Raw genomic sequence first — 20,394 nt, 5'->3', positions numbered from 1 at the left:
CGACATGAAGACACGGCATTTCGACCGCATCGGCAATGGCGGCCTCGACTTTACCGAGCTTGGCTTCGGCAGCGCGCCGCTCGGCAACCTTTACCGCGCCGTCCCCGACGAGGATGCCAACGCGACGCTGGAGGCGGCGTGGGCGACCGGCTGCCGTTACTACGACACCGCGCCGCTCTATGGCCTGGGCCTTGCCGAAACACGGCTCAATGCCTTCCTGCGCGGCAGGAAGCGCGACGACTATGTGCTGTCGAGCAAGGTCGGTCGCCTGTTGCGCGCCTGCCCGCCGGAGGAACGAACCGGCATCGGCAAGTTCTTCGACACACCGACGCGCAAGGAGGTCTACGACTACAGCTATGACGGCGTCATGCGCTCGTTCGAGGCGTCGCTGGAACGGCTTGGCGTCGACCGCATCGACATCCTTTTCGTCCATGACCTCGACATCTTCACCCATGGCAGCAAGGAGGCGTCAGACCAGCGCATCGAGGAATTCATGGCCTCGGGCTACAACGGACTGGTTGCACTGCGCGACCAGGGCGTGATCAAGGCCTTCGGCGGCGGCATCAACGAATGGGAGGTTTGCCAGACGCTGGCGGAGCGTGGCGACTTCGACCTGTTCCTGCTGGCCGGGCGCTACACGCTGCTGGAACAGGAAGCGCTTGCCACCTTCCTGCCGCTCTGTGAGCAACGCGGCATCGGCATCGTTCTCGGCGGTCCTTACAATTCCGGCATCCTGGCGACCGGGCCGAAGCCAGGCGCCTATTACAATTACTCCGAGGCGCCAAGGGACATCATGGATCGCGTCGGGCGCATCGAGGCCGTCTGCCAGCGCCATGGCGTCAGGCTGATCGAGGCGGCGCTGCAGTTTCCGCTGCTGCACCCTTCCGTGGTGTCGGTCATCCCCGGCGGCCAGCGGCCGAGTGAAGTCGAAAGCAACCGCGCCCTGCTCGATGCCAAGCTGCCTGCGGCGCTGTGGGCGGACCTCAAGCAGGAAGGCCTGATGCGCGCGGATGCGCCGGTGGGCTGAAGGCTCGCCTCAGCCGGCTGACGGCCTGCCGCCATCGAGGCAAAAGAAAAGCCGGGCGAACCCGGCTTTTCAACATTCTCTGAAAAATTTTTAGTTGACCGCGTCCTTGAGGCCTTTGCCGGCCGAGAACTTCGGCACGGTACGCGCCGGAATCTTCACTTCCGCGCCAGTCTGCGGGTTGCGGCCAGTCGATGCCGCACGCTTGGAGACGGTGAAATTTCCGAAGCCGACGAGCCGTACATCGCCGCCCTTCTTCAGTTCGCCAGTGATGACGGAGAACACCGCCTCAACCGCCGACTGTGCGTCACCCTTCGAAATGCTCGCGGATTCAGCGACAGCGGAAACCAGTTCGTTCTTGTTCATAAAAATTCCCTTCCATGAGAAAACCGGAACTTTCGACTCATCCGGCAGGAGAGGGACTTTAGAAAGAAGCGCTCGCAAACCCAAGTCAAAAAGCCGGAAAAAAGTTGAAAAAAGCCCGGAAATGGTGGGTTTTTCACATGAAAAAGCCGGGCTCAAGGCCCGGCTCTCTCTTTGTGCACTGCAACTTTAGTAGTTTCTAATGTGCAAGCGACTTTCCAGCATCGTCAACGGTATCGGTGGAAGCCGGCGGATTGACCGGCTCGACCCACTCGATTGGCTCCGGCATGCGCACCAGCGCGTGCCTCAGAACCTCGCCGACACGTGAGACCGGAATGATCTCCATACCGTTCTTCACATTGTCCGGTATCTCCGCCAGATCCTTGGCGTTGTCTTCCGGGATCAGCACCTTCTTGATGCCGCCGCGCAATGCGGCGAGCAGCTTCTCCTTGAGGCCGCCGATCGGCAAGATGCGGCCGCGAAGCGTTATCTCGCCAGTCATCGCCACATCGGCCCGGACCGGAATACCAGTCATGACAGACACGATGGCTGTCGCCATGGCAGCACCTGCAGACGGACCGTCCTTCGGCGTGGCGCCTTCGGGCAAGTGGACGTGGATGTCACGCTTGTCGAACAGCGGCGGCTCGATGCCGAAATCGATGGCCCGCGAGCGGACATAAGAGGCCGCCGCCGAGATCGATTCCTTCATCACGTCGCGCAGATTGCCGGTCACCGTCATGCGGCCCTTGCCGGGCATCATGACGCCTTCGACCGTCAGCAGCTCGCCGCCGACTTCCGTCCAGGCAAGACCGGTGACGACACCGACCTGATCGTCAGCCTCGACCTGGCCGAAGCGGAAGCGCGGAACACCGAGGTAATCGGCGAGGTTCGCCGCCGTGATGCTCACCGTCTTCTTCTTCGTCTTCAGGATCTCGGTCACCGCCTTGCGCCCGAGCTTCATCAGCTCGCGCTCCAGGCTTCTGACGCCCGCTTCACGGGTGTAGGTCTGGATGATGCCGCGGATCGCGTCCTCGCCGACGGAGAATTCCTTCGGCTGCAGGGCATGATCGCGGATCACCTTGGGCATCAGGTGACGCTTGGCGATCTCGATCTTCTCGTCCTCGGTGTAGCCGGCGATACGGATGATCTCCATGCGGTCCATCAGGGGCGCAGGGATGTTCAGCGTGTTCGCCGTCGTCACGAACATCACGCTCGACAGGTCGTATTCGACCTCGAGGTAATGGTCCATGAACGTCGAGTTCTGCTCGGGATCGAGCACCTCGAGCAAAGCCGATGACGGATCGCCGCGGAAGTCCTGGCCCATCTTGTCGATCTCGTCGAGCAGGAAGAGCGGGTTGGACTTCTTGGCCTTCTTCATCGACTGGATGACCTTGCCGGGCATCGAGCCGATATAGGTGCGGCGGTGGCCACGGATCTCGGCCTCGTCACGCACGCCGCCAAGCGCCATGCGGATGAACTCGCGGCCGGTCGCCTTGGCGATCGACTTGCCGAGTGAGGTCTTGCCGACGCCGGGAGGGCCGACGAGGCACAGGATCGGCCCCTTCAGCTTCTTCTGGCGGCTTTGCACGGCGAGATACTCGACGATGCGGTCCTTGACCTTGTCGAGGCCGAAATGATCGGTGTCGAGCACGTTCTGCGCAAACGCCAGGTCCTGCTTGACCTTGGAGTTCTTGCCCCACGGGATCGACAGGATCCAGTCGAGGTAGTTGCGCACGACGGTCGATTCCGCCGACATCGGCGACATCGTTCGCAGCTTCTTCAACTCGGCTTCCGCCTTTTCGCGGGCCTCCTTGGAGAGCTTGGTCTTCTTGATGCGCGCCTCGATCTCGGCGGCCTCGTCGCGGCCGTCCTCGCCTTCGCCGAGCTCCTTCTGGATCGCCTTCATCTGCTCGTTGAGGTAATATTCGCGCTGCGTCTTCTCCATCTGGCGCTTGACGCGCGAGCGGATGCGCTTCTCCACCTGCAGGACGGAGATTTCGGCTTCCATGAAGCCCATCGCCTTTTCCAGCCGTTCCTTGACGGACAGCGTGGCCAGCATCTCCTGCTTCTCGGGGATCTTGATGGCGAGGTGCGAAGCAACCGTATCGGCGAGCTTGGAATAGTCGTCGATCTGGCTGGCGGCGCCCACCACTTCAGGCGAGATCTTCTTGTTCAGCTTGACGTAGTTTTCGAAGTCGGTGACGACCGAACGGGCGAGCGCCTCGACCTCGACCTCTTCCTCCTCCGGCTCGACCAGCGCCGTGGCGGTAGCTTCGTGGAAGTCCGGACGGTCGGTGAACGAGACGATCTTGGCACGCGACGCGCCTTCGACCAGCACCTTGACGGTGCCGTCGGGCAGCTTCAGCAATTGCAGCACATTGGCGAGCGTGCCGATGTCGAAGATCGCATCCGGCTCGGGATCGTCATCGGCGGCATTCATCTGGGTGGCAAGCAGGATCTGCTTTTCCTGACCCATAACCTCTTCCAGCGCCTTGATCGACTTTTCACGCCCGACAAAGAGCGGAACGATCATGTGCGGGAACACCACGATGTCGCGCAGTGGGAGGACTGCGAAGACGCCGTCGCTGGGAGCCTTGGATATTTTGGCCATTGTCCAACCTTTCATGTCGCGGCCGCTAATCGAGCCAACCGCGAATCTCATATTAACGACCGGGGATCGTTCCGCCTACCACCGTTTGTGACGGGAGTTTTACAGCACAGAATTCGGCACCACGGCCTTCCGATGTTAGTTGGATGCACGAGGGGCAAAGATCAAGGGTCGACACGTTCGTTCATCCACTCCGTCACAAGGATCGGTACCTCACCACAGCAAAACGGCGCCCCGCGGGCGCCGTTCCATAAAAAGGTTAGGCCAGATGCCAGATCAGGCGCTGACGTTGCCCTTCTTTTCCTTCTGCTCGGAATAGATGTAGAGCGGCCGGGCGCTGCCGGTCACCACTTCTTCCGAAATCACCACTTCGCGCACGCCTTCCAGGGCGGGCAGTTCGAACATGGTGTCGAGCAGGATCGCTTCCATGATCGAGCGGAGGCCACGGGCGCCGGTCTTGCGCTCGATGGCGCGCTTGGCGATCGCCGACAACGCATTCTCGTGGAAGGTCAGGTCGACACTCTCCATCTCGAACAGCCGTTGATACTGTTTGACCAGCGCGTTTTTCGGCTCGGTCAGGATCTGGATCAGCGCCGGCTCGTCGAGGTCTTCCAGCGTCGCCAGGACCGGCAGACGGCCGACAAACTCGGGGATGAGGCCGAACTTCAAGAGATCCTCGGGCTCGACCAGGCGGAACACGTCACCGGTGCGACGATCCTCGGGCGAAGCCACGATGGCGCCGAAGCCGATGGAAGTCTTCCTGCCGCGATCCGAGATGATCTTGTCCAGCCCGGCGAAGGCGCCGCCGCAGATGAACAGGATATTGGCGGTGTCGACCTGCAGGAACTCCTGCTGCGGATGCTTGCGGCCGCCCTGCGGCGGCACGGAGGCAACGGTGCCTTCCATGATCTTCAGAAGCGCCTGCTGCACACCCTCGCCCGACACGTCGCGGGTGATCGATGGGTTGTCGGACTTGCGCGAAATCTTGTCGATTTCATCGATGTAGACGATGCCGCGCTGGGCGCGCTCGACATTGTAGTCGGCCGACTGCAGCAGCTTCAGGATGATGTTTTCGACGTCCTCGCCGACGTAACCGGCTTCGGTCAGCGTCGTCGCGTCGGCCATGGTGAAGGGCACGTCGATGATGCGGGCCAGCGTCTGGGCAAGCAGCGTCTTGCCGCAGCCGGTCGGGCCGATCAGCAGGATGTTGGACTTCGCCAATTCGACGTCGTTGTTCTTGCCGGCATGCGCCAGGCGCTTGTAGTGGTTGTGGACAGCCACCGACAGCACGCGCTTGGCGTAGGGCTGGCCGATGACATAGTCGTCGAGAACCTTCAGGATCTCCTGCGGGGTCGGCACGCCCTCGCGCGACTTCACCATCGAGGTCTTGTTCTCCTCGCGGATGATGTCCATGCACAGCTCTACGCACTCGTCGCAGATGAACACCGTTGGGCCGGCGATCAGCTTGCGCACCTCGTGCTGGCTTTTGCCGCAAAACGAGCAATAAAGCGTGTTCTTCGAATCACCGCTGTTGTTGCCGACTTTGCTCATTTTCCTGTCCTTTCATGGCCGCCCGCCGATGGTCTGGCTGAAAGGGCGCATATTCTATCTATCGCGGGAATTCGCCGCCGCCAGTGTCCCGGCTCCCGCAACGCATTCCGTACGAAACACAAATCAGAAAACGTCGCAATGATTCGCGCCAACCCTGCACAAAGCTAAGCCGTCGAAAATCAACATAGCCTTAACGTAGGCAATCCCATCCACCGAGGGAACAGCCAATTGTGGCCGAAATGCCGCAAATCCCAGCAAAAGCGCGTTATCCAGCCACGCAACTGCCATGCAGCGCTTATGCCGCAGCGCCTTCGACCGGCTCGCGCGACGAAATGACCTTGTCGATGAGGCCGAAATCCTTGGCTTCGTCGGCTGTCATGAAATGGTCGCGGTCAAGCGTCTTTTCAATGTCTTCGTAGCTCTTACCGGTGTGTTTGACGTAGACCTCGTTGAGGCGGCGCTTCAGCTTGATGATGTCCTGCGCGTGCCGCTCGATGTCGGAGGCCTGGCCCTGGAAACCGCCGGAAGGCTGGTGAACCATGATACGGGCGTTCGGCGTGGCAAAACGCATGTCCTTGTGGCCGGCGGTCAGAAGCAGCGAGCCCATCGACGCCGCCTGGCCGATGCACAGCGTCGACACTGCCGGCTTGATGAACTGCATGGTGTCGTAGATCGCCATGCCCGAGGTCACCACGCCGCCCGGCGAGTTGATGTAGAGATTGATCTCTTTCTTCGGGTTCTCGGCCTCGAGGAACAAAAGCTGTGCACAAACCAGCGTCGCCATACCGTCTTCGACCGGGCCGGTGATGAAAATGATGCGCTCTTTCAGCAGGCGCGAGAAAATGTCGTAGGCCCGCTCGCCGCGATTGGTCTGCTCGACCACCATCGGAACGAGGTTCATGTAGGTTTCGACGGGGTTCTTCATGGACTACCCTTTTTGGAGATGGGGATTCCGGCGCCGGAACATCGGGCAGAATCGGTTCTTGACGGTTAGAATGTAAATAGGATGCCGGCTCACCCTAGCGCAAGGCCGCCTCCTCCTAGCCATCTGGTTAAGTCGAATCAAGGTTTCCGCGCAAGGGAAAGTCCGAACGCGGCCAGCGGCGTTTTTGCGGTGTAGCAATTCCTTAACCGCGTCGCTTAACGAAACGCGGCGAAACCGCTTTCCCCCGGAGAACCATCCCCTACAGTTCAACGTTGAACCTCACCTTCTCGCGTTCAAACAGGGGGAGTGCCATGATCAGGAAAACTGTTTGCCTCGCCATTTCCGGCCTTGCCGGTCTCGGCATGGTGTCCGATGCGGTTGCCGACGGCCGGGCCGCCGAATGCTATGAGCCGGTGCACAGGCCGGCGCTCTATGACACCGTCTATGAAGACGTCATGGTCAGACCCGGCGGGCAGTTGGTCGACTATGATCCGCCGATCTATGGCACCATGGAGCGCGTCGAGCAGATCGCGCCGCCCCGAGTCACCTATGACATCGTACCGGCGAGAACCCGCACCGTTTACCGCACGGTCCAGGTCGACGATGGCGGCTATGCCTGGGAATGGCGCGTCATCCACGGCCGCAAGGTGCTGTGCAAGGTGTGGCGCAAGGCCCGCTACGCGCGTGTGGCCGAAACGGTGGTGGTTGAACCGGAGCGCACCCGCCGGGTTGTGCTGCCGGCCGAATATGAGAGCGTCGCCCATGAAGTGCTGGTGCGGCCCGAGCGGCGGCACGTCACCCAGATAGCGCCGTCATACCAGAGGATGGCGCGCCGGGTGGTGGTGCAGGAAGGCTCGACCAGCTGGCGCCGCGTGCATATTGCCAGGCATTGCGAGGATTAGACTTCGGTACTTCGCCGAGGTCCGCCTCGGTTGGCTCAATCCATAGGGCCGTCGGGTGCCAACATCCGGTCTGGCACCAAGCCGGCAAGCCGCGGTAATGGTCTGGCATGACCACATCCATGCCGCCCTACCTCGCCTTTGATCCAGCCACGCGCCGCCTGCGGCTCGACCCGCACGAACCGGCGTTTTTCCAGAACCCTTACGACGCCTATGCCGTCCTGCATGGCGCATCGAATGCCTTCTTCTGGGAGGAATTCGGCTCCTGGTGCTTTGGCGGCTTCGACGACGTCAACCGGCTGTTGCGCGACCGCCGCTTCGGCCGCCAGAACCCGGCCGGCATTCCCGACAGCCGCGGCATCGGCGAGGATCGCTCGCATTTGGCCGCTTTCGACGGCATCGAGAGCAATTCGATGCTGGAGCTGGAGCCGCCGGTGCACACCAGGCTCAGAACCCTGGTCAACCGCGCCTTCGTCTCGCGCCAGGTCGAGCGGCTGCGGCCGCGCGTGGAGGCGCTGGCCAATGAGCTGATCGACCGTTTCGAACCGCGCCACGTCGATCTATTGCCCAGCTTCGCCGCACCTTTGCCGATCACCATCATTGCCGAAATGCTCGGTGTGCCGGTCGAAATGGGGCCGCAACTGCTCGACTGGTCGCACCGGATGGTGGCCATGTACATGCATGGCCGGACGCGCGAGACCGAGCAAGCGGCCAATCGCGCCGCGCGCGATTTTTCCGACTTTTTGCGCGGCTATGTCACCGAGCGGCGCAAGAAGCCTGGCGACGACCTGCTGTCGCTGCTGATCGCGGCGCAGGAGGATGGCCAGAAGCTTTCTGAGGACGAACTGGTGTCGTCCGCCATCCTTTTGCTCAATGCCGGCCACGAGGCGACCGTCCATCAAACCGGCAACGCCGTGCGCACGTTGCTGGCGCAAGGCGGCGACCCCGGCCGTTTCTTCACCTCGCCGGAAGCAACCGCTGCGACGGTCGAGGAGTGCCTGCGCTTCGACGCGCCGCTGCACATGTTCACCCGCTACGCCTATCAGGAGGTCGAGGTGACATCCGGGGTTGTCGTACAACCGGGCGAGACGGTCGGCCTGCTGCTCGGCATGGCCAATCATGATCCGCTTGCCTTTGCCGAACCTGGCGCCTTCCGGCCCGGCCGACCAGACCAGAAGAATGTCTCGTTCGGCGCCGGTATCCATTTCTGTATTGGTGCGCCGCTGGCGCGGCTGGAATTGCAGGTGTCGCTGAAAACCCTGTTCGAGCGGCAGCCGCAACTCCATCTTGCGGAGCAGCCGCGCTTCCGCGACACCTATCATTTCCATGGGCTGGAAAGGCTCATTGTGAGCTTGTGAGGACGGCGGAGCCGACGCATGCCCGAGAAAATGAGATTCGCCTTTCTACAGGAACCACCCTTCTGCTTTATCGACGGATCGGGACGTCTGGGCGGCAGCGATGCCCAACTGGCCAAGAGGTCTGCCTGACGCTCGGGCTGGAACTTTTGCCCACCGAGACCGAGTTTGCCGAACTGCTGCCTGGGCTTGCCGAACATCGGTGGGACATAACCACCGGCCTGTTCATTTCCGACGACCGCCGGAAGCTGGTCGACTTCACAAGGCCGATCTGGATGCTGCGGATGGATTGCTGGTCGCGAAAGACAATCCCCGCGCCTTCGATGGCTATCGGTCCGTCGCCAATGATCGGACGGCGCTGATCGGCGTCATATCGGGCCAGATCCAGCACCGGACGGCCCTGCAAAACGCTATTCAGCCCGAACGGCTAAGGATATTTGCCACTCAGGCCGAAGCAGCTAACGCCGTCGCGGCCGGCGTGGTGCATGCCTATGCGAGTGCAGCGCTCGCGCATCGCGGCTATCTGAGCCGGCGACCCGACGCGCCTCTCCACGTCGTCGACGTCCCGGCAGTCGAAAAACAGCCAGCGCCCGGCGCTTTCGCTCTCGCCAAAGGCAGTGCCACCCTGCTCCAGCGCGTCGATTTATGTCTCAGTGATTTGCTTGGAAGTCCCTGGCACGGGGAGATGATGAGCGGATACGGCTTTTCCGACACTGACATCGATCGGCTTTTGTGAAGTCCAAGCGCGACCGAGCGTCAGAGCTTGATCACATACTCCTTGCGGGTCGTTTCAAGCACTTCCCAGCTGCCCTTGAAGCCTGGCCTGAGCACGAAACTGTCGCCGGCGCGCACCGTGCGGGCCTCGCCGCCGTCCTCGGCAACCACCGAGACGCCGGACAGGATGTGGCAGAACTCCCATTCGTCATATTCGATGCGCCATTTGCCCGGCGTCGCTTCCCAGATGCCGGCATAGAGGCGGCCATCGCGCTCCTCGACATTCCAGGTGCGGAATTTCGGATCGCCCGCAATCAGACGATCCGGCGCCGGGGCGCCAATCTCGGCGTCGACGCTGTCGGTCCATATGGCCAGGTAATGCGCGGACAGGATTTGCCTCCAACAGGTTAGTGAGTAGTGACTAGTGAGTAGTGAGTAGTGAGTAGTGAGTAGTGAGTAGTGAGTAGTGAGTAGTGAGTAGTGAGCGGAAAGCGCTCCCTCGAGCGGGTGGCTAGTCACTAATCACTGCTAACTAATGAATACCGGTTACTACTCACTACTCACTCAAAAAATCAAACCTTGGCCAAAGCCTGTTCCAGATCGGCGACGATGTCGTTGACATCCTCGATGCCGACGGAAAGCCGGACCGTGTCCGGTCCGGCACCCGCCTTGACCTTCTGCTCGTCGGAAAGCTGGCGATGCGTGGTCGAGGCCGGATGGATGACCAGCGACTTGGTATCGCCGACATTGGCGAGGTGCGAGAACAGTTCGAGCGCCTCGACGAACTTGATGCCGGCCTCGTAGCCGCCCTTCAGGCCGAAGGTGAAGACAGCACCGGCGCCTTGCGGCGAGTATTTCTTCTGCAGCGCGTTGTTCTTGTCGCTGGGCAGGCCGGGATAGTTGACCCAGGCGACCTTGGGGTGGTTGGACAGCCAGCCGGCTACGGTGATCGCATTGTCGCAATGGCGTTGCATCCTGAGCGGCAAGGTCTCCAGCCCGGTCAGGATCAGGAAGGCATTGAACGGCGAAATCGCCGGGCCGATGTCACGCAGGCCAAGCACGCGCGCGGCGATGGCGAAGGCGAAATTGCCGAAGGTTTCGTGCAGGACAAGGCCGCCATATTCGGGGCGCGGCTCCGACAGCATCGGATATTTGCCGGATTTCGACCAGTCGAACGTGCCGCCATCGACGATGGCGCCGCCGATCGAATTGCCGTGGCCGCCGATGAACTTGGTCAGCGAATGGACGACGATGTCGGCGCCATGCTCGATCGGCCGCACCAGATAGGGCGAGGCCAGCGTGTTGTCGACGATGAGCGGCAAGCCGTGCTTGCGGGCGATGTCGCCGATTTTCTCTATGTCGACGAAGGTGCCGCCGGGATTGGCCAGGCTCTCGATGAAGATCGCCTTGGTCTTGTCGTCTATCTGGCTTTCGAAGGTGGAGACGTCGTTGGTGTCGGCCCAACGCACCTCCCAGCCGAAATTCTTGAAGGCATGGCCGAACTGATTGATCGAACCACCGTAAAGCCTTGTGGCGGCGACGAAATTATCGCCAGGCCGCATGAGATTGTGGAACACGATCACCTGTGCGGCATGGCCGGAAGCAACGGCAAGTGCAGCCGTGCCGCCTTCGAGCGCCGCGATCCGCTCTTCCAGCACCGCCTGGGTCGGGTTCATGATGCGGGTGTAGATGTTGCCGAAGGCCTTCAGCCCGAACAGCGAGGCGGCATGGTCGGCATCGTCGAACACAAAGGAGGTCGTCTGGTAGATCGGCGTGGCGCGTGCGCCCGTTGCCGGGTCGGGCTTGGCGCCGGCATGGACGGCGAGCGTGTTGAAACCGGGCGTGCGGGTCATCGAAAACCTCCCTGAGCGGTAAACGTGTGAATGGTGAAATGATGAATGGTGAGCGATGAATGGTGGTCGCAAAGTCGGCCAGTCCCACCTTGATTGCAAGCCGCTCATATGCGGCTTTACCCGGCTTCCAGGAAAATCCTTCTATTCACCATTCACCATTCACTGCCTTACTTCTGGCGCACACCGAAACTCTGGAATCCCGACCGCATCAGCGGCTTCTTCGACGAAAGCACACCGGAGTTGACGCCGGTCCAGCCGATCTCGCCCGACAGCTTGCCATATTCGATCTTCGGGCAGCGGTTCATCACCACCTTGATACCGGCCGCCTCGGCACGCGCGGCCGCCTCGTCATCGCGCACGCCAAGCTGCATCCAGACGACTTTCGGCAAGGGGTCGAGCTTCAGCACCTCATCGACAATGCCGGGCACCGCTGCGGAGGCGCGAAAGATGTCGACCATGTCGACCGGTTCAGGCAGATCGGCAAGGCTGGCATAGGTCATGCGGCCGAGGATTTCCTTGCCGGCCTGCCCCGGATTGATCGGAAACACCGAAAAGCCCTTGGCCAGCAGGTATTTCAGCACGAAAAAGCTCGGCCTGACATCGTTGGCCGACGCGCCGACCATGGCGATGGTCTTCACAGAATTGAGGATGCCGCCGATGTAGGCATTGTCGTAGCTATCGTGATTCACTCGTCGGTCTCCCTCAGTGCTTCCTCCATAAAGGACTGCGGGTCCGTGCAGAAGTCGCGCATCATGCGAAAATGATCGGTATCGGTGAAATCTGTGGGGTCGAGGCCGAAGCGGCTGATGCGGAACAGCCGCGCGCCCGGACAGGCCATCAGCAGCGGCGAGTGCGTCGCCATGATCACTTGAGCCGTGCCGGACCGGTCCATGCGCCGCAGCATCTTCAGCAGCTCGATCTGCCGCGATGGCGACAGCGCGCTTTCGGGCTCGTCGAGGATGTAGATACCTTGCCGGCGGCAGCGCTCCTCGAAGAAGCGGATGAACCCTTCACCATGCGACCAGGACAGGAAATCCGGCGGCGCCCCGCCAGATTCCAGCGCCGCCTGATCGAGATAGCGGGCAACCGAGTAAAAAGATTCGGCGCGGAAGAACCAACCCGCTGTGACCTTCGGCAGCCAGTGGCCGCGCAACGTGTCGGCAAGCGCTGCACCACTCTCGTCGATGGCGCCGGAGTGGTCGACGGGCATGTAGCCCTTGCCGCCGCCGGCTTCGTCGTAACCGGCCAGCGCGCCGATCGCTTCCAGCAGCGTCGATTTGCCGGTGCCGTTTTCGCCGACAATGATGGTGATCGGCGTGGTGAATTCGAGCTCGAATTCGCGGCCGCGGAACAGAGGCAGGTTCCAGGGATACTTGTCCCAATCTTCCACGCGCTCGGGGTCAATCAGGATGCGTTTGAGATAAGGCGCCTTAAGCCGGGTCAGTTGCTTGCGATAGCCCATGCGGACGCTCAGTCCGGCAGCGAGATGGTGCCGTCATCCGCGATCGGGAAGGCCGGATTGTGTGCGACTTCCCAGACATGGCCGTCGGCATCGGCGAAATATCCATACCAGCCGCCCCAGAAGGCGCGGCCTGCCGGCTTGACGATCCTGCCGCCGGCCTTCTCGGCGGCCGCCAGCACGTCGTCGACTTCGGCATCGGAGCGGGTGTTGTAGGCGAGGTAGACCGCCGACGGTGCTGCGGCGAAGGCAATGCCTGAATCCTCCTCGGCGCTTGGCCTCGGGAACAGGCCGAGAATGGCGCCGCCCATCTGGAAGAAGGCGACGCCATCGGTGATGCCGGCGTGGCGCTTCAAGCCCATGCCTTCGTAAAAGCGCACGGCGCGCTCGAGATCGTCGGTGGCGATGGTGATGATGGAGATGCGCGGTTCCATGGATCGAAAACCTATTCGTCCGTCCATTCCGGTTTGCGCTTGCCGATGAAGGCGCCGATGCCTTCCTCGGCGTCGCGGGCCAGCATGTTCTCGACCATGACGCGGCCGGTATAGGCATACGCGTCCGCCAACCCCATCTCGGCCTGCGCGTAAAAGGCTTCCTTGCCGGTCTTGACCACCAGAGATGATTTGGAGGCAATGGTTTGCGCGTATTTGGTGACGATCTGATTCAGGTATTCGCGCGGCACGACGCGGTTGACCAGGCCGAATTCCTTGGCGGTTGCGGCATCGATGGTCTCGCCGGTGAGCAGCATTTCCATGGCGTGCTTGTGAGACACGTTGCGTGACAGCGCCACCATCGGCGTCGAACAAAACAGGCCGATATTGACGCCCGGCGTGCAGAAGGTCGCTTCATGCGAGGCAATGGCGAGGTCGCAACTGCAAACCAGTTGCAGCCCCGCAGCGGTGGCTAGGCCATCGACTTCGGCGATGATCGGGAGCGGATGGCGCACGATCTGCTGCATCAACGCCGCGCAAGCCGAAAATGTCTGCTCGAAAAACCCCTTGCCCTTGTCGGCGTCGGCGCGGCGCGCGGTCATTTCCTTGAGATCGTGACCGGCGCAGAAGACTTTCCCGGCGGCCGCCAAGACGATGACGCGGACCGATTTGTTGGCCTTGGCACGGTCGAGCTCGGCGCTCAATGCCGCCATGACGGAAAGCGACAAGGCATTGGCGGGCGGATTGGCGAGCGTCAGGCGCAGCACGCCCTTGTCCAGCCCGGCGATGACCGGCCCGTCTATGGCAACAGGTTTGATCGAAAGGATTTCGGCCATGACAAGGGTCTCCGCGATTCCGCCGGGCGCCGCCAGACTATCTAATATCGGATCGAGTTTCATCAACACCCATCGCTTGCGCCAGAGGTGTTGCCAGAAGCGCATCATTGCGTTCATACAGGCCCGGCATAGAACGAGAGACCGACATGCCCGCCCAGGACAATCTCAAGCCGGTGCTGACGGCGGCTGAAGTCAATGCGCTGATGGCCAGCGTCTACCCCCAGCTCAACGACGAGTTCACGTCGTATGAGGCGCTCGATGTGTTTCCCGGCGGCTGCACGGTGCGGCTCAACGCCAGCGAACGGCATTTGCGTCCCGGCGGCACGGTGTCCGGGCCCTCGCTGTTCACGCTGGCCGACATTGGCGGCTATGTCTGCGTGCTCAGCCATGCCGGGCCGGATGCGCTTTCGGTTACCGTCAACCTCAACATCAATTTTGTCCGCAAGGCCGAAGCCGGGCCGATCGACGGCCATTGCCGCATCCTGAAGCTGGGCAAGAGCCTGATGGTGTTCGATATCGACATCGTCGCCGGACCGAAGGGACACACGGTAGCGCATGCGACCGGCACCTATTCGATCCCGCCGAAGCGCGCCGCCGATGTGGTAAAATAATACCTTTTGATCAAACCTTTGTTTTTATTACACTTTACGAGCAGACGTGCTTTTCCCGCGCCTTGACGTGCACCACCCCCTCGCCTATAAGCCGTCACGAAGCAGCGGCCCGCAAAGGCCGCCGTTTTGTTATTGGCGGCGGGCAAGTGCCTTGTCGCCAATCCAAGCAACAAGAAACGCCTTCTTCGGAAGGTCAAAATCGAAAGCAGAAAATCCATGGCAACCTTTTCGCAGAAGCCTGCGGATGTGGTGAAGAAGTGGGTGCTGATCGACGCCGAGGGTCTCGTCGTCGGCCGTCTCGCCACTGTCATCGCCAATCATCTTCGCGGCAAGCACAAGCCCACCTTCACCCCGCATGTCGACGACGGCGATAACGTCATTGTCATCAATGCCGACAAGGTGGTGTTCACCGGCAAGAAGTTCACCGACAAGGTCTATTACTGGCACACCGGTCACCCCGGCGGCATCAAGGAGCGCACCGCGCGCCAGCTGCTCGAGGGCCGTTTCCCCGAGCGTGTCGTCGAGAAGGCCGTCGAACGCATGATCCCGCGCGGGCCGCTCGGCCGTCGTCAGATGAAGAACCTCCGCGTCTATGCAGGCACGGAACATCCGCATGTCGCCCAGCAGCCCGTCACCCTCGACGTCGGCGCGCTGAACGCCAAGAACAAGAAGGTTGCATAAGATGGCTGAGCTTTCCTCGCTCGCAGAATTGGGCGCCGCCACCGGCAACACCAACACCCAGCCGGCAGCACCCGTCCATGTCCAGAAGCTCGACAAGTCGGGCCGCGCCTATGCCACCGGCAAGCGCAAGAACGCCATCGCCCGCGTCTGGGTGAAGCCGGGTTCGGGCAAGATCGTCGTCAACGACAAGGAATTCGCGACCTATTTCGCGCGTCCGGTCCTGCAGATGATCCTCAACCAGCCGATCATCGCTTCCAACCGCGCCGGCCAGTACGACATCGTCGCCACCGTCATCGGCGGCGGCCTGTCCGGCCAGGCCGGTGCCGTTCGTCACGGCATCTCCAAGGCGCTGACCTACTATGAGCCGGCACTGCGCGCCGTGCTCAAGAAGGGCGGCTTCCTGACCCGCGACAGCCGCGTCGTCGAGCGCAAGAAGTACGGCAAGGCGAAGGCCCGTCGTTCCTTCCAGTTCTCGAAGCGCTAAGCGCTGCGACGTTCCAGACATCGAAAGGCCGCCTCCGGGCGGCCTTTTCTTTTGGGTCTCGGCAGTCACCCCACCCGGCGCTTCGCGCCGACCTCCCCATCGAGGGGAGGTAGGAGGTCGCGGCAGTTTTGCCGCCCGGACAATCCACGATGGTCCAGCGGCTAGCAAACCAGTTCGACCATAAAAACGCGGCACCCTACCTCCCCTCGATGGGGAGGTCGGCGCGAAGCGCCGGGTGGGGTGATGGCGCCGGCCTCGGTTCAAGTCTCAGAACTTGCCGGCCTTGATGTAATCGATAAACGCCCGTAGCGGCGCTGGAACCAGACGCCGTCCGGGATAGTACAGAAATGGTCCGGGAAAACTCTGCCACCACGGTTCGAGCACGGGCTCCAGGGCGCCGCTTTCGAAGTGAGGGCGAAGCCAGCCCTCGAAGAGAGCGACGATGCCGCTGCCGGCAATGGCCGCATGGACGGCAAGATCGCTCGCCCCGCCGATCCGCACGATCAACGGCCCCGTCGTGTCGACACGCACCACCTCGCCGTCGCGCTCGAATTCCCACGGCAGCATCGCACCGCTGGCAAAACGACCGCGCAGACAAGCATGGCCAAGCAGGTCGCTCGGGTGCTGCGGCCGCCCATGGCGCTCGAGATAGGCGGGGCTGGCGCCAGTGGCGAAGCGCTGGACGCGCGGTCCGATCGGCACCGCGATCATGTCCTGCTCCAGTCGCTCGTCATAGCGGATGCCGGCGTCGCAGCCCGCCGCCAGCACGTCGACGAAGTTCTCATCGGCGATGACCTCCAGCCGAATGCCGGGATAGGCGGCGAGGAAGCCCGGAACGATGTCGGGCAATATCAGCCGCGCGGCGCTGACCGGGACGTTGAGGCGCAGCGAACCAGCCGGCCTGTCGCGAAAGCCATTGACCACGTCGAGGGCCGCCTCCACCTCCGACAGCGCCGGGCCAAGCCGTCCGAGCAGGCTGAGACCTGCGTCGGTCGGAACGACGCTGCGTGTCGTGCGGTTGAACAGCCTGACGCCGAGCTGCGTCTCCAGGCGGCGCACCGCTTCGCTCAGGCCCGACGCGCTGCCGCCGCCGGCGCGAGCCCCTTCGCGAAAGCCGCCGGCACGCGCCACCGTCACGAAAGCGTTCAGGTCGCCAAGGTCCATCATTGTTCGCCATTCCGCACAAGCTGTACGGATTGTACCTTATTATCCCGAGGTTGAGCAGCGTCTATCTTCGCCTCCTCAAAGGAGACCGACCATGTCCACCATCCAAAAATCCGGCACATTCACCCTCGGCAGCCACACCGTGAAACGGCTCGGCTACGGCGCCATGCAACTTGCCGGCCCGCACGTTTTCGGTCCGCCGAAGAATCATGACGCGGCCATTGCAGTGCTGCGCGAAGCGGTGGCCTCCGGGGTCAACCACATCGACACCAGCGACTATTATGGCCCGCATGTCACCAACCAGCTGATCCGCGAAGCGCTGGCGCCCTATCCGCAAGACCTCGTCATCGTCACAAAGATCGGGGCGCGGCGCGGCAGCGACGGCTCATGGCTGCCTGCCTATTCCGCCAAGGAACTTGAGCAGGCCGTGCACGATAATCTCAGGAATCTCGGTCTTGAGGTGCTGGATGTCGTCAATCTGCGCATCATGTTCGGGGTGATGGGTCCCGCCGAGGGCTCGATCGAGCCGCAGTTGACCGCGCTTGCCGAACTGCAGCGCAAGGGTCTGGTGCGCCATATCGGCCTGAGCAACGTCACCCCAGCGCAGGTCGAGGAAGGCCGTGGGATCGCCGAGATCGTCTGCGTGCAGAACCAGTACAATCTGGCGCATCGCGACGACGACGGGTTGATCGATGAACTGGCGCGCGCCGGTATCGCCTACACGCCGTTCTTCCCGCTCGGCGGTTTCAGCCCGCTGCAGTCGTCGACCTTGTCGGATGTGGCCGCGCGGCTCGGCGCCACACCCTTGCAGGTTGCGCTCGCCTGGCTGCTGCGCCGCTCGCCGAACATCCTGCTGATCCCGGGGACGTCGTCGATCGGGCATTTGAGAGAGAACCTGGCGGCGGCGGAACTGGAGCTGTCGGCCGATGTGCTAAGGGAATTGGATGGGGTGGCGAAAGCGGCGTGAAGATTTTGCGGGCGGCGCTGTCACCCCACCCGCGCCTTCGGCGCGACCTCCCCATCGAGGGGAGGTAGGAGGTCGCGGCAGCCTTGCATGCCTCGCAATCGCTACGACTGTCGGAATCTAAAGCGCCAACGCCCTACCTCCCCTCGGCGCGCAGCGCCGGGTGGGGTGATGGCGCCGACGTACGATTTCTAATTGATACTCGCCGTATTCGCGGCTCGGCCGGCTTCGCCTCATCCACATAAGGCACCCTAAACCCGTTGGCCCCCAGCCAGCCAATGGCAGCCTTCGGTTCGTCGGTCTGGATGATGGTGGCGCCGCGTTCGGCCCAGAAACCGTGGTCTCGGCCGGCATGCCGGCCTGCACCGCCAGTTCATCGCCGCAGCCGCCGGAGAGGAAGCCGCCGGGCCTTGCACCTTGGCGATACAAGTCCTTCGCCAAGCTGTGACTGGCATCTTGCGTGCCGGTTCTGTAGTTGTGGCAGCCCGATGAACAAAGAAGGACCCGTAATGGCGAACCAGACCATCGACAACGCGTTCACCGCCCGCTCCAAGACGGGGCCTTCCTTCGAGCCGACCTATGCCGGCGCGCTGTCGTTCATGCGGCGCAAATACACCAAGGATGCAAAGGGCGCGGACGCCGTCGTGTGGGGCATTCCGTTCGATGCCGCCGTCACCAACCGGCCGGGCGCGCGCTTTGGGCCGCAGGCGATCCGCCGCGCCTCGGCGATCCTCGACAACGACCCGCAATATCCGTTCTCGCGCGACCTGTTCGAGCATCTCGCCGTCATCGACTATGGCGATTGCCTGCTCGATTCGGGCAATCACCAGAAGACGCCAGGCACGATCGAGCGCGAGGCGGCGAAAATCCTGAAATCGGGCGCCTTCCTGTTGTCGCTCGGCGGCGACCATTTCGTCACCTGGCCGCTGCTCAAGGCACATGCCGCCATCCACGGGCCGCTGGCGCTGGTGCAGTTCGATGCGCACCAGGACACCTGGCCTGACGATGGCAAGCGCATCGACCATGGTTCGTTCGTCGGCCGCGCCGTCAATGAAGGCATCATCGACCCTGACCGCTCGATCCAGATCGGCATCCGCACGCATGCCCCCGATACGTTCGGCATCAAGATCCTTTACGGTCACGAGATCGAGGAGATGCGGGCTTCCGACATCGCCTATGCGATCGTCGACCGCACCGGCGGCAGGAAGACCTATCTCACCTTCGACATCGACTGCCTCGACCCGGCCTTTGCGCCCGGCACCGGCACGCCGGTTGCCGGCGGACCGTCCTCGGCGAAAATCCTGTCGACGCTGCGCCAGCTCGGCCAGGTCGATATTGTCGGCGCCGACGTCGTCGAGGTTGCGCCGGCCTATGATCACGCCGATATAACGGCGATCGCCGGCTCGATGGTGGCCATGCACTATCTCGGCCTGGTGGCCGAGCGAAAAGCGCGGGCGGAAGAGCTGAACAGCGGCAACCATGGCGCGGCAAACCATGGCCAGGGCATATAGGCCTGAATTAGCAGGGAATTGACGGGCACATGAAACCGAAAATCTTCATCGATGGCGAACACGGCACCACCGGCCTGCAGATCCGGGCGCTGCTGGCCGAGCGCGGCGACCTCGAGATCATCTCGATCCCGGCCGAGCGCCGCAAGGAAACGGCGGCGCGCGCCGAGTTCCTCAATGCAGCCGATGTCGCCATCCTGTGCCTGCCGGATACGGCTGCCAAGGAAAGCGTATCGCTGATTGCCAACGACACCACCAAGGTGATCGACGCCTCCACGGCGCATCGCGTCGCCGAGGGCTGGGAATATGGCTTTGCCGAGATGGAAAAGGGCCAGGCCAAGATCATCGCCAATGCAAAACGCGTCGCCAATCCCGGCTGCTGGCCGCAAGGACCGATCGCGACACTGCGGCCGCTGGTCGCCGCCGGCCTGCTGCCGGCGGATTTCCCGATCACCGTCAATGGCATTTCGGGCTATTCGGGCGGCGGCCGGCCGATGATCGAGGACTATGTCGCCAAGGGCGAGGATGCCTCTGAATTCCAGGTCTATGGGCTGACCCTGCAGCACAAGCATGTGCCGGAGCTGCGCACCTATGCGAAGCTGTCGCACGATCCGATCATGCAGCCGGCGGTCGGCAATTTCGCCCAAGGCATGATCACGGTGGTGCCGCTGCAGCTCGGCGGGCTTGACCATGTGCCGGCCGGCGCCGAACTGCACGCGGCAATCGCCGACCATTTTGCCGCCATCAAGGGCGGCGTGGTCGAGGTAGCTCCTTACGAGCACGTGGAGCGCCTGCCCGAGATCAATCCCGAGGTCTATAACGGCACCAATCGGATGAAGGTCTATGTCTTTGCCAATGACGACAGGGCGCAGGCGCTGCTGATTGCGGTCTATGACAATCTCGGAAAGGGCGCCTCGGGTGCTGCCGTTCAGAACATGGATCTGATGCTCGGCCTTTAATTCAG

At 62.3% G+C, this 20,394-nt stretch carries 22 protein-coding genes and 1 pseudogene; 11 read left to right on the top strand and 12 right to left on the bottom strand.

Going from position 1 to position 20,394, the window contains the following annotated elements; translation table 11 throughout:
- The first annotated feature begins 4 nt into the window (after positions 1-4).
- Positions 5-1,027, top strand: coding sequence for an aldo/keto reductase (locus ACYG9Z_RS25915; RefSeq protein WP_023682303.1), 1,023 nt, complete (start codon positions 5-7; stop codon positions 1,025-1,027).
- 90 nt (positions 1,028-1,117) lie between these two features.
- On the opposite strand, the gene ACYG9Z_RS25910 is transcribed toward ACYG9Z_RS25915, so the two are convergent.
- The 4 genes from ACYG9Z_RS25910 to clpP form a co-directional block, all read right to left on the bottom strand.
- Positions 1,118-1,390, bottom strand: a complete 273-nt coding sequence (locus ACYG9Z_RS25910) for an HU family DNA-binding protein (RefSeq protein WP_023669423.1) — start codon at positions 1,388-1,390, stop codon at positions 1,118-1,120.
- A gap of 196 nt (positions 1,391-1,586) precedes the next feature.
- Positions 1,587-3,998, bottom strand: a complete 2,412-nt coding sequence (gene lon, locus ACYG9Z_RS25905) for an endopeptidase La (protein WP_023682304.1) — start codon at positions 3,996-3,998, stop codon at positions 1,587-1,589.
- 273 nt (positions 3,999-4,271) lie between these two features.
- Positions 4,272-5,546 carry an ATP-dependent Clp protease ATP-binding subunit ClpX gene (gene clpX, locus ACYG9Z_RS25900; protein WP_023682305.1) on the bottom strand — a complete coding sequence of 425 codons (1,275 nt, stop codon included), beginning with the start codon at positions 5,544-5,546 and terminating at the stop codon, positions 4,272-4,274.
- 295 nt (positions 5,547-5,841) lie between these two features.
- Positions 5,842-6,471, bottom strand: coding sequence for an ATP-dependent Clp endopeptidase proteolytic subunit ClpP (gene clpP / locus ACYG9Z_RS25895; protein ID WP_023682306.1), 630 nt, complete (start codon positions 6,469-6,471; stop codon positions 5,842-5,844).
- Between the two features lie 311 nt (positions 6,472-6,782).
- On the opposite strand from clpP, the gene ACYG9Z_RS25890 reads away from it, so the two are divergent.
- The 4 genes from ACYG9Z_RS25890 (at position 6,783) to ACYG9Z_RS25875 (ending at position 9,461) form a co-directional block, all read left to right on the top strand.
- Positions 6,783-7,373, top strand: coding sequence for a hypothetical protein (locus tag ACYG9Z_RS25890; protein WP_023682307.1), 591 nt, complete (start codon positions 6,783-6,785; stop codon positions 7,371-7,373).
- A gap of 107 nt (positions 7,374-7,480) precedes the next feature.
- Positions 7,481-8,728 (top strand): cytochrome P450, encoded by a 1,248-nt coding sequence (locus ACYG9Z_RS25885; RefSeq protein WP_023682308.1) that lies wholly within the window; start codon positions 7,481-7,483, stop codon positions 8,726-8,728.
- On the top strand, positions 8,725-9,087 hold the full coding sequence (locus ACYG9Z_RS25880) for a transporter substrate-binding domain-containing protein (protein WP_348524878.1): 363 nt from the start codon (positions 8,725-8,727) through the stop codon (positions 9,085-9,087). Before ACYG9Z_RS25885 ends, ACYG9Z_RS25880 begins: the two co-directional genes overlap by 4 nt.
- A complete protein-coding gene (locus ACYG9Z_RS25875; protein WP_348524877.1) occupies positions 9,015-9,461 on the top strand; it encodes a type 2 periplasmic-binding domain-containing protein in 447 nt (148 codons plus the stop codon). Before ACYG9Z_RS25880 ends, ACYG9Z_RS25875 begins: the two co-directional genes overlap by 73 nt.
- 20 nt (positions 9,462-9,481) lie before the next feature.
- Here ACYG9Z_RS25875 and ACYG9Z_RS25870 read toward each other — a convergent pair whose 3' ends face one another.
- From ACYG9Z_RS25870 to ACYG9Z_RS25845, 6 genes are all read right to left on the bottom strand, one after another.
- Positions 9,482-9,829 (bottom strand): cupin domain-containing protein, encoded by a 348-nt coding sequence (locus ACYG9Z_RS25870; RefSeq protein WP_023752925.1) that lies wholly within the window; start codon positions 9,827-9,829, stop codon positions 9,482-9,484.
- A 182-nt stretch (positions 9,830-10,011) separates the two neighbouring features.
- A complete protein-coding gene (locus tag ACYG9Z_RS25865; protein WP_023682310.1) occupies positions 10,012-11,292 on the bottom strand; it encodes an O-acetylhomoserine aminocarboxypropyltransferase in 1,281 nt (426 codons plus the stop codon).
- Between the two features lie 167 nt (positions 11,293-11,459).
- Positions 11,460-11,981 carry a CoA-binding protein gene (locus ACYG9Z_RS25860; RefSeq protein ID WP_023669414.1) on the bottom strand — a complete coding sequence of 174 codons (522 nt, stop codon included), beginning with the start codon at positions 11,979-11,981 and terminating at the stop codon, positions 11,460-11,462.
- Positions 11,978-12,754 (bottom strand): AAA family ATPase, encoded by a 777-nt coding sequence (locus ACYG9Z_RS25855; protein WP_023693294.1) that lies wholly within the window; start codon positions 12,752-12,754, stop codon positions 11,978-11,980. The genes ACYG9Z_RS25860 and ACYG9Z_RS25855 overlap by 4 nt, the downstream gene beginning before the upstream one ends.
- A gap of 8 nt (positions 12,755-12,762) precedes the next feature.
- Entirely contained in the window at positions 12,763-13,185 is a 423-nt protein-coding gene (locus ACYG9Z_RS25850; protein WP_023689472.1) for a VOC family protein, read from the bottom strand.
- An 11-nt stretch (positions 13,186-13,196) separates the two neighbouring features.
- Complete coding sequence (locus ACYG9Z_RS25845) at positions 13,197-14,018, bottom strand: enoyl-CoA hydratase (RefSeq protein ID WP_023689473.1); 822 nt, start codon at positions 14,016-14,018, stop codon at positions 13,197-13,199.
- A gap of 146 nt (positions 14,019-14,164) precedes the next feature.
- Here ACYG9Z_RS25845 and ACYG9Z_RS25840 point away from each other — a divergent pair, with 146 nt between their 5' ends.
- The 3 genes from ACYG9Z_RS25840 (at position 14,165) to rpsI (ending at position 15,794) form a co-directional block, all read left to right on the top strand.
- Positions 14,165-14,629 carry a PaaI family thioesterase gene (locus ACYG9Z_RS25840; RefSeq protein ID WP_023693292.1) on the top strand — a complete coding sequence of 155 codons (465 nt, stop codon included), beginning with the start codon at positions 14,165-14,167 and terminating at the stop codon, positions 14,627-14,629.
- Positions 14,630-14,845: 216 nt separating this feature from the next.
- Positions 14,846-15,310 (top strand): 50S ribosomal protein L13, encoded by a 465-nt coding sequence (rplM, locus tag ACYG9Z_RS25835; RefSeq protein WP_023669409.1) that lies wholly within the window; start codon positions 14,846-14,848, stop codon positions 15,308-15,310.
- A 1-nt stretch (position 15,311) separates the two neighbouring features.
- Positions 15,312-15,794 (top strand): 30S ribosomal protein S9, encoded by a 483-nt coding sequence (gene rpsI, locus ACYG9Z_RS25830; RefSeq protein ID WP_023669408.1) that lies wholly within the window; start codon positions 15,312-15,314, stop codon positions 15,792-15,794.
- 267 nt (positions 15,795-16,061) lie between these two features.
- Here rpsI and ACYG9Z_RS25825 read toward each other — a convergent pair whose 3' ends face one another.
- Positions 16,062-16,961 (bottom strand): LysR family transcriptional regulator, encoded by a 900-nt coding sequence (locus tag ACYG9Z_RS25825; RefSeq protein WP_023693291.1) that lies wholly within the window; start codon positions 16,959-16,961, stop codon positions 16,062-16,064.
- Positions 16,962-17,052: 91 nt separating this feature from the next.
- Between ACYG9Z_RS25825 and ACYG9Z_RS25820 the strand changes: the two genes are divergently transcribed.
- Positions 17,053-17,925 (top strand): aldo/keto reductase family oxidoreductase, encoded by an 873-nt coding sequence (locus ACYG9Z_RS25820; protein ID WP_023689475.1) that lies wholly within the window; start codon positions 17,053-17,055, stop codon positions 17,923-17,925.
- A gap of 188 nt (positions 17,926-18,113) precedes the next feature.
- Here ACYG9Z_RS25820 and ACYG9Z_RS25815 read toward each other — a convergent pair.
- A pseudogene (locus ACYG9Z_RS25815) lies at positions 18,114-18,333 on the bottom strand (glycerophosphodiester phosphodiesterase family protein); the annotation flags it as partial.
- A gap of 98 nt (positions 18,334-18,431) precedes the next feature.
- Here ACYG9Z_RS25815 and speB point away from each other — a divergent pair.
- On the top strand, positions 18,432-19,433 hold the full coding sequence (gene speB / locus ACYG9Z_RS25810) for an agmatinase (protein ID WP_023669405.1): 1,002 nt from the start codon (positions 18,432-18,434) through the stop codon (positions 19,431-19,433).
- A 29-nt stretch (positions 19,434-19,462) separates the two neighbouring features.
- A complete protein-coding gene (gene argC, locus ACYG9Z_RS25805) occupies positions 19,463-20,389 on the top strand; it encodes an N-acetyl-gamma-glutamyl-phosphate reductase (protein ID WP_023752924.1) in 927 nt (308 codons plus the stop codon).
- Positions 20,390-20,394: the final 5 nt, after the last annotated feature.

The sequence above is a fragment of the Mesorhizobium sp. RSR380A genome (assembly GCF_054719385.1).
Note: the sequence above shows the minus strand (reverse complement) of the source record. Positions and strands in the feature narration are given on the sequence as shown.

Bases quoted from the DNA above. Each gene is read 5' to 3' on its own strand.
- ACYG9Z_RS25890 (WP_023682307.1), top strand. From the start codon at position 6,783: ATGATCAGGAAAACTGTTTGCCTCGCCATTTCCGGCCTTGCCGGTCTC.
- ACYG9Z_RS25850 (WP_023689472.1), bottom strand. From the start codon at position 13,185: ATGGAACCGCGCATCTCCATCATCACCATCGCCACCGACGATCTCGAG.
- argC (WP_023752924.1), top strand. From the start codon at position 19,463: ATGAAACCGAAAATCTTCATCGATGGCGAACACGGCACCACCGGCCTG.
- clpP (WP_023682306.1), bottom strand. From the start codon at position 6,471: ATGAAGAACCCCGTCGAAACCTACATGAACCTCGTTCCGATGGTGGTC.
- ACYG9Z_RS25855 (WP_023693294.1), bottom strand. From the start codon at position 12,754: ATGGGCTATCGCAAGCAACTGACCCGGCTTAAGGCGCCTTATCTCAAA.
- ACYG9Z_RS25910 (WP_023669423.1), bottom strand. From the start codon at position 1,390: ATGAACAAGAACGAACTGGTTTCCGCTGTCGCTGAATCCGCGAGCATT.
- ACYG9Z_RS25820 (WP_023689475.1), top strand. From the start codon at position 17,053: ATGTCCACCATCCAAAAATCCGGCACATTCACCCTCGGCAGCCACACC.
- lon (WP_023682304.1), bottom strand. From the start codon at position 3,998: ATGGCCAAAATATCCAAGGCTCCCAGCGACGGCGTCTTCGCAGTCCTC.
- rplM (WP_023669409.1), top strand. From the start codon at position 14,846: ATGGCAACCTTTTCGCAGAAGCCTGCGGATGTGGTGAAGAAGTGGGTG.
- ACYG9Z_RS25865 (WP_023682310.1), bottom strand. From the start codon at position 11,292: ATGACCCGCACGCCCGGTTTCAACACGCTCGCCGTCCATGCCGGCGCC.
- clpX (WP_023682305.1), bottom strand. From the start codon at position 5,546: ATGAGCAAAGTCGGCAACAACAGCGGTGATTCGAAGAACACGCTTTAT.
- ACYG9Z_RS25825 (WP_023693291.1), bottom strand. From the start codon at position 16,961: ATGATGGACCTTGGCGACCTGAACGCTTTCGTGACGGTGGCGCGTGCC.
- rpsI (WP_023669408.1), top strand. From the start codon at position 15,312: ATGGCTGAGCTTTCCTCGCTCGCAGAATTGGGCGCCGCCACCGGCAAC.
- ACYG9Z_RS25915 (WP_023682303.1), top strand. From the start codon at position 5: ATGAAGACACGGCATTTCGACCGCATCGGCAATGGCGGCCTCGACTTT.
- speB (WP_023669405.1), top strand. From the start codon at position 18,432: ATGGCGAACCAGACCATCGACAACGCGTTCACCGCCCGCTCCAAGACG.
- ACYG9Z_RS25885 (WP_023682308.1), top strand. From the start codon at position 7,481: ATGACCACATCCATGCCGCCCTACCTCGCCTTTGATCCAGCCACGCGC.
- ACYG9Z_RS25840 (WP_023693292.1), top strand. From the start codon at position 14,165: ATGCCCGCCCAGGACAATCTCAAGCCGGTGCTGACGGCGGCTGAAGTC.
- ACYG9Z_RS25845 (WP_023689473.1), bottom strand. From the start codon at position 14,018: ATGGCCGAAATCCTTTCGATCAAACCTGTTGCCATAGACGGGCCGGTC.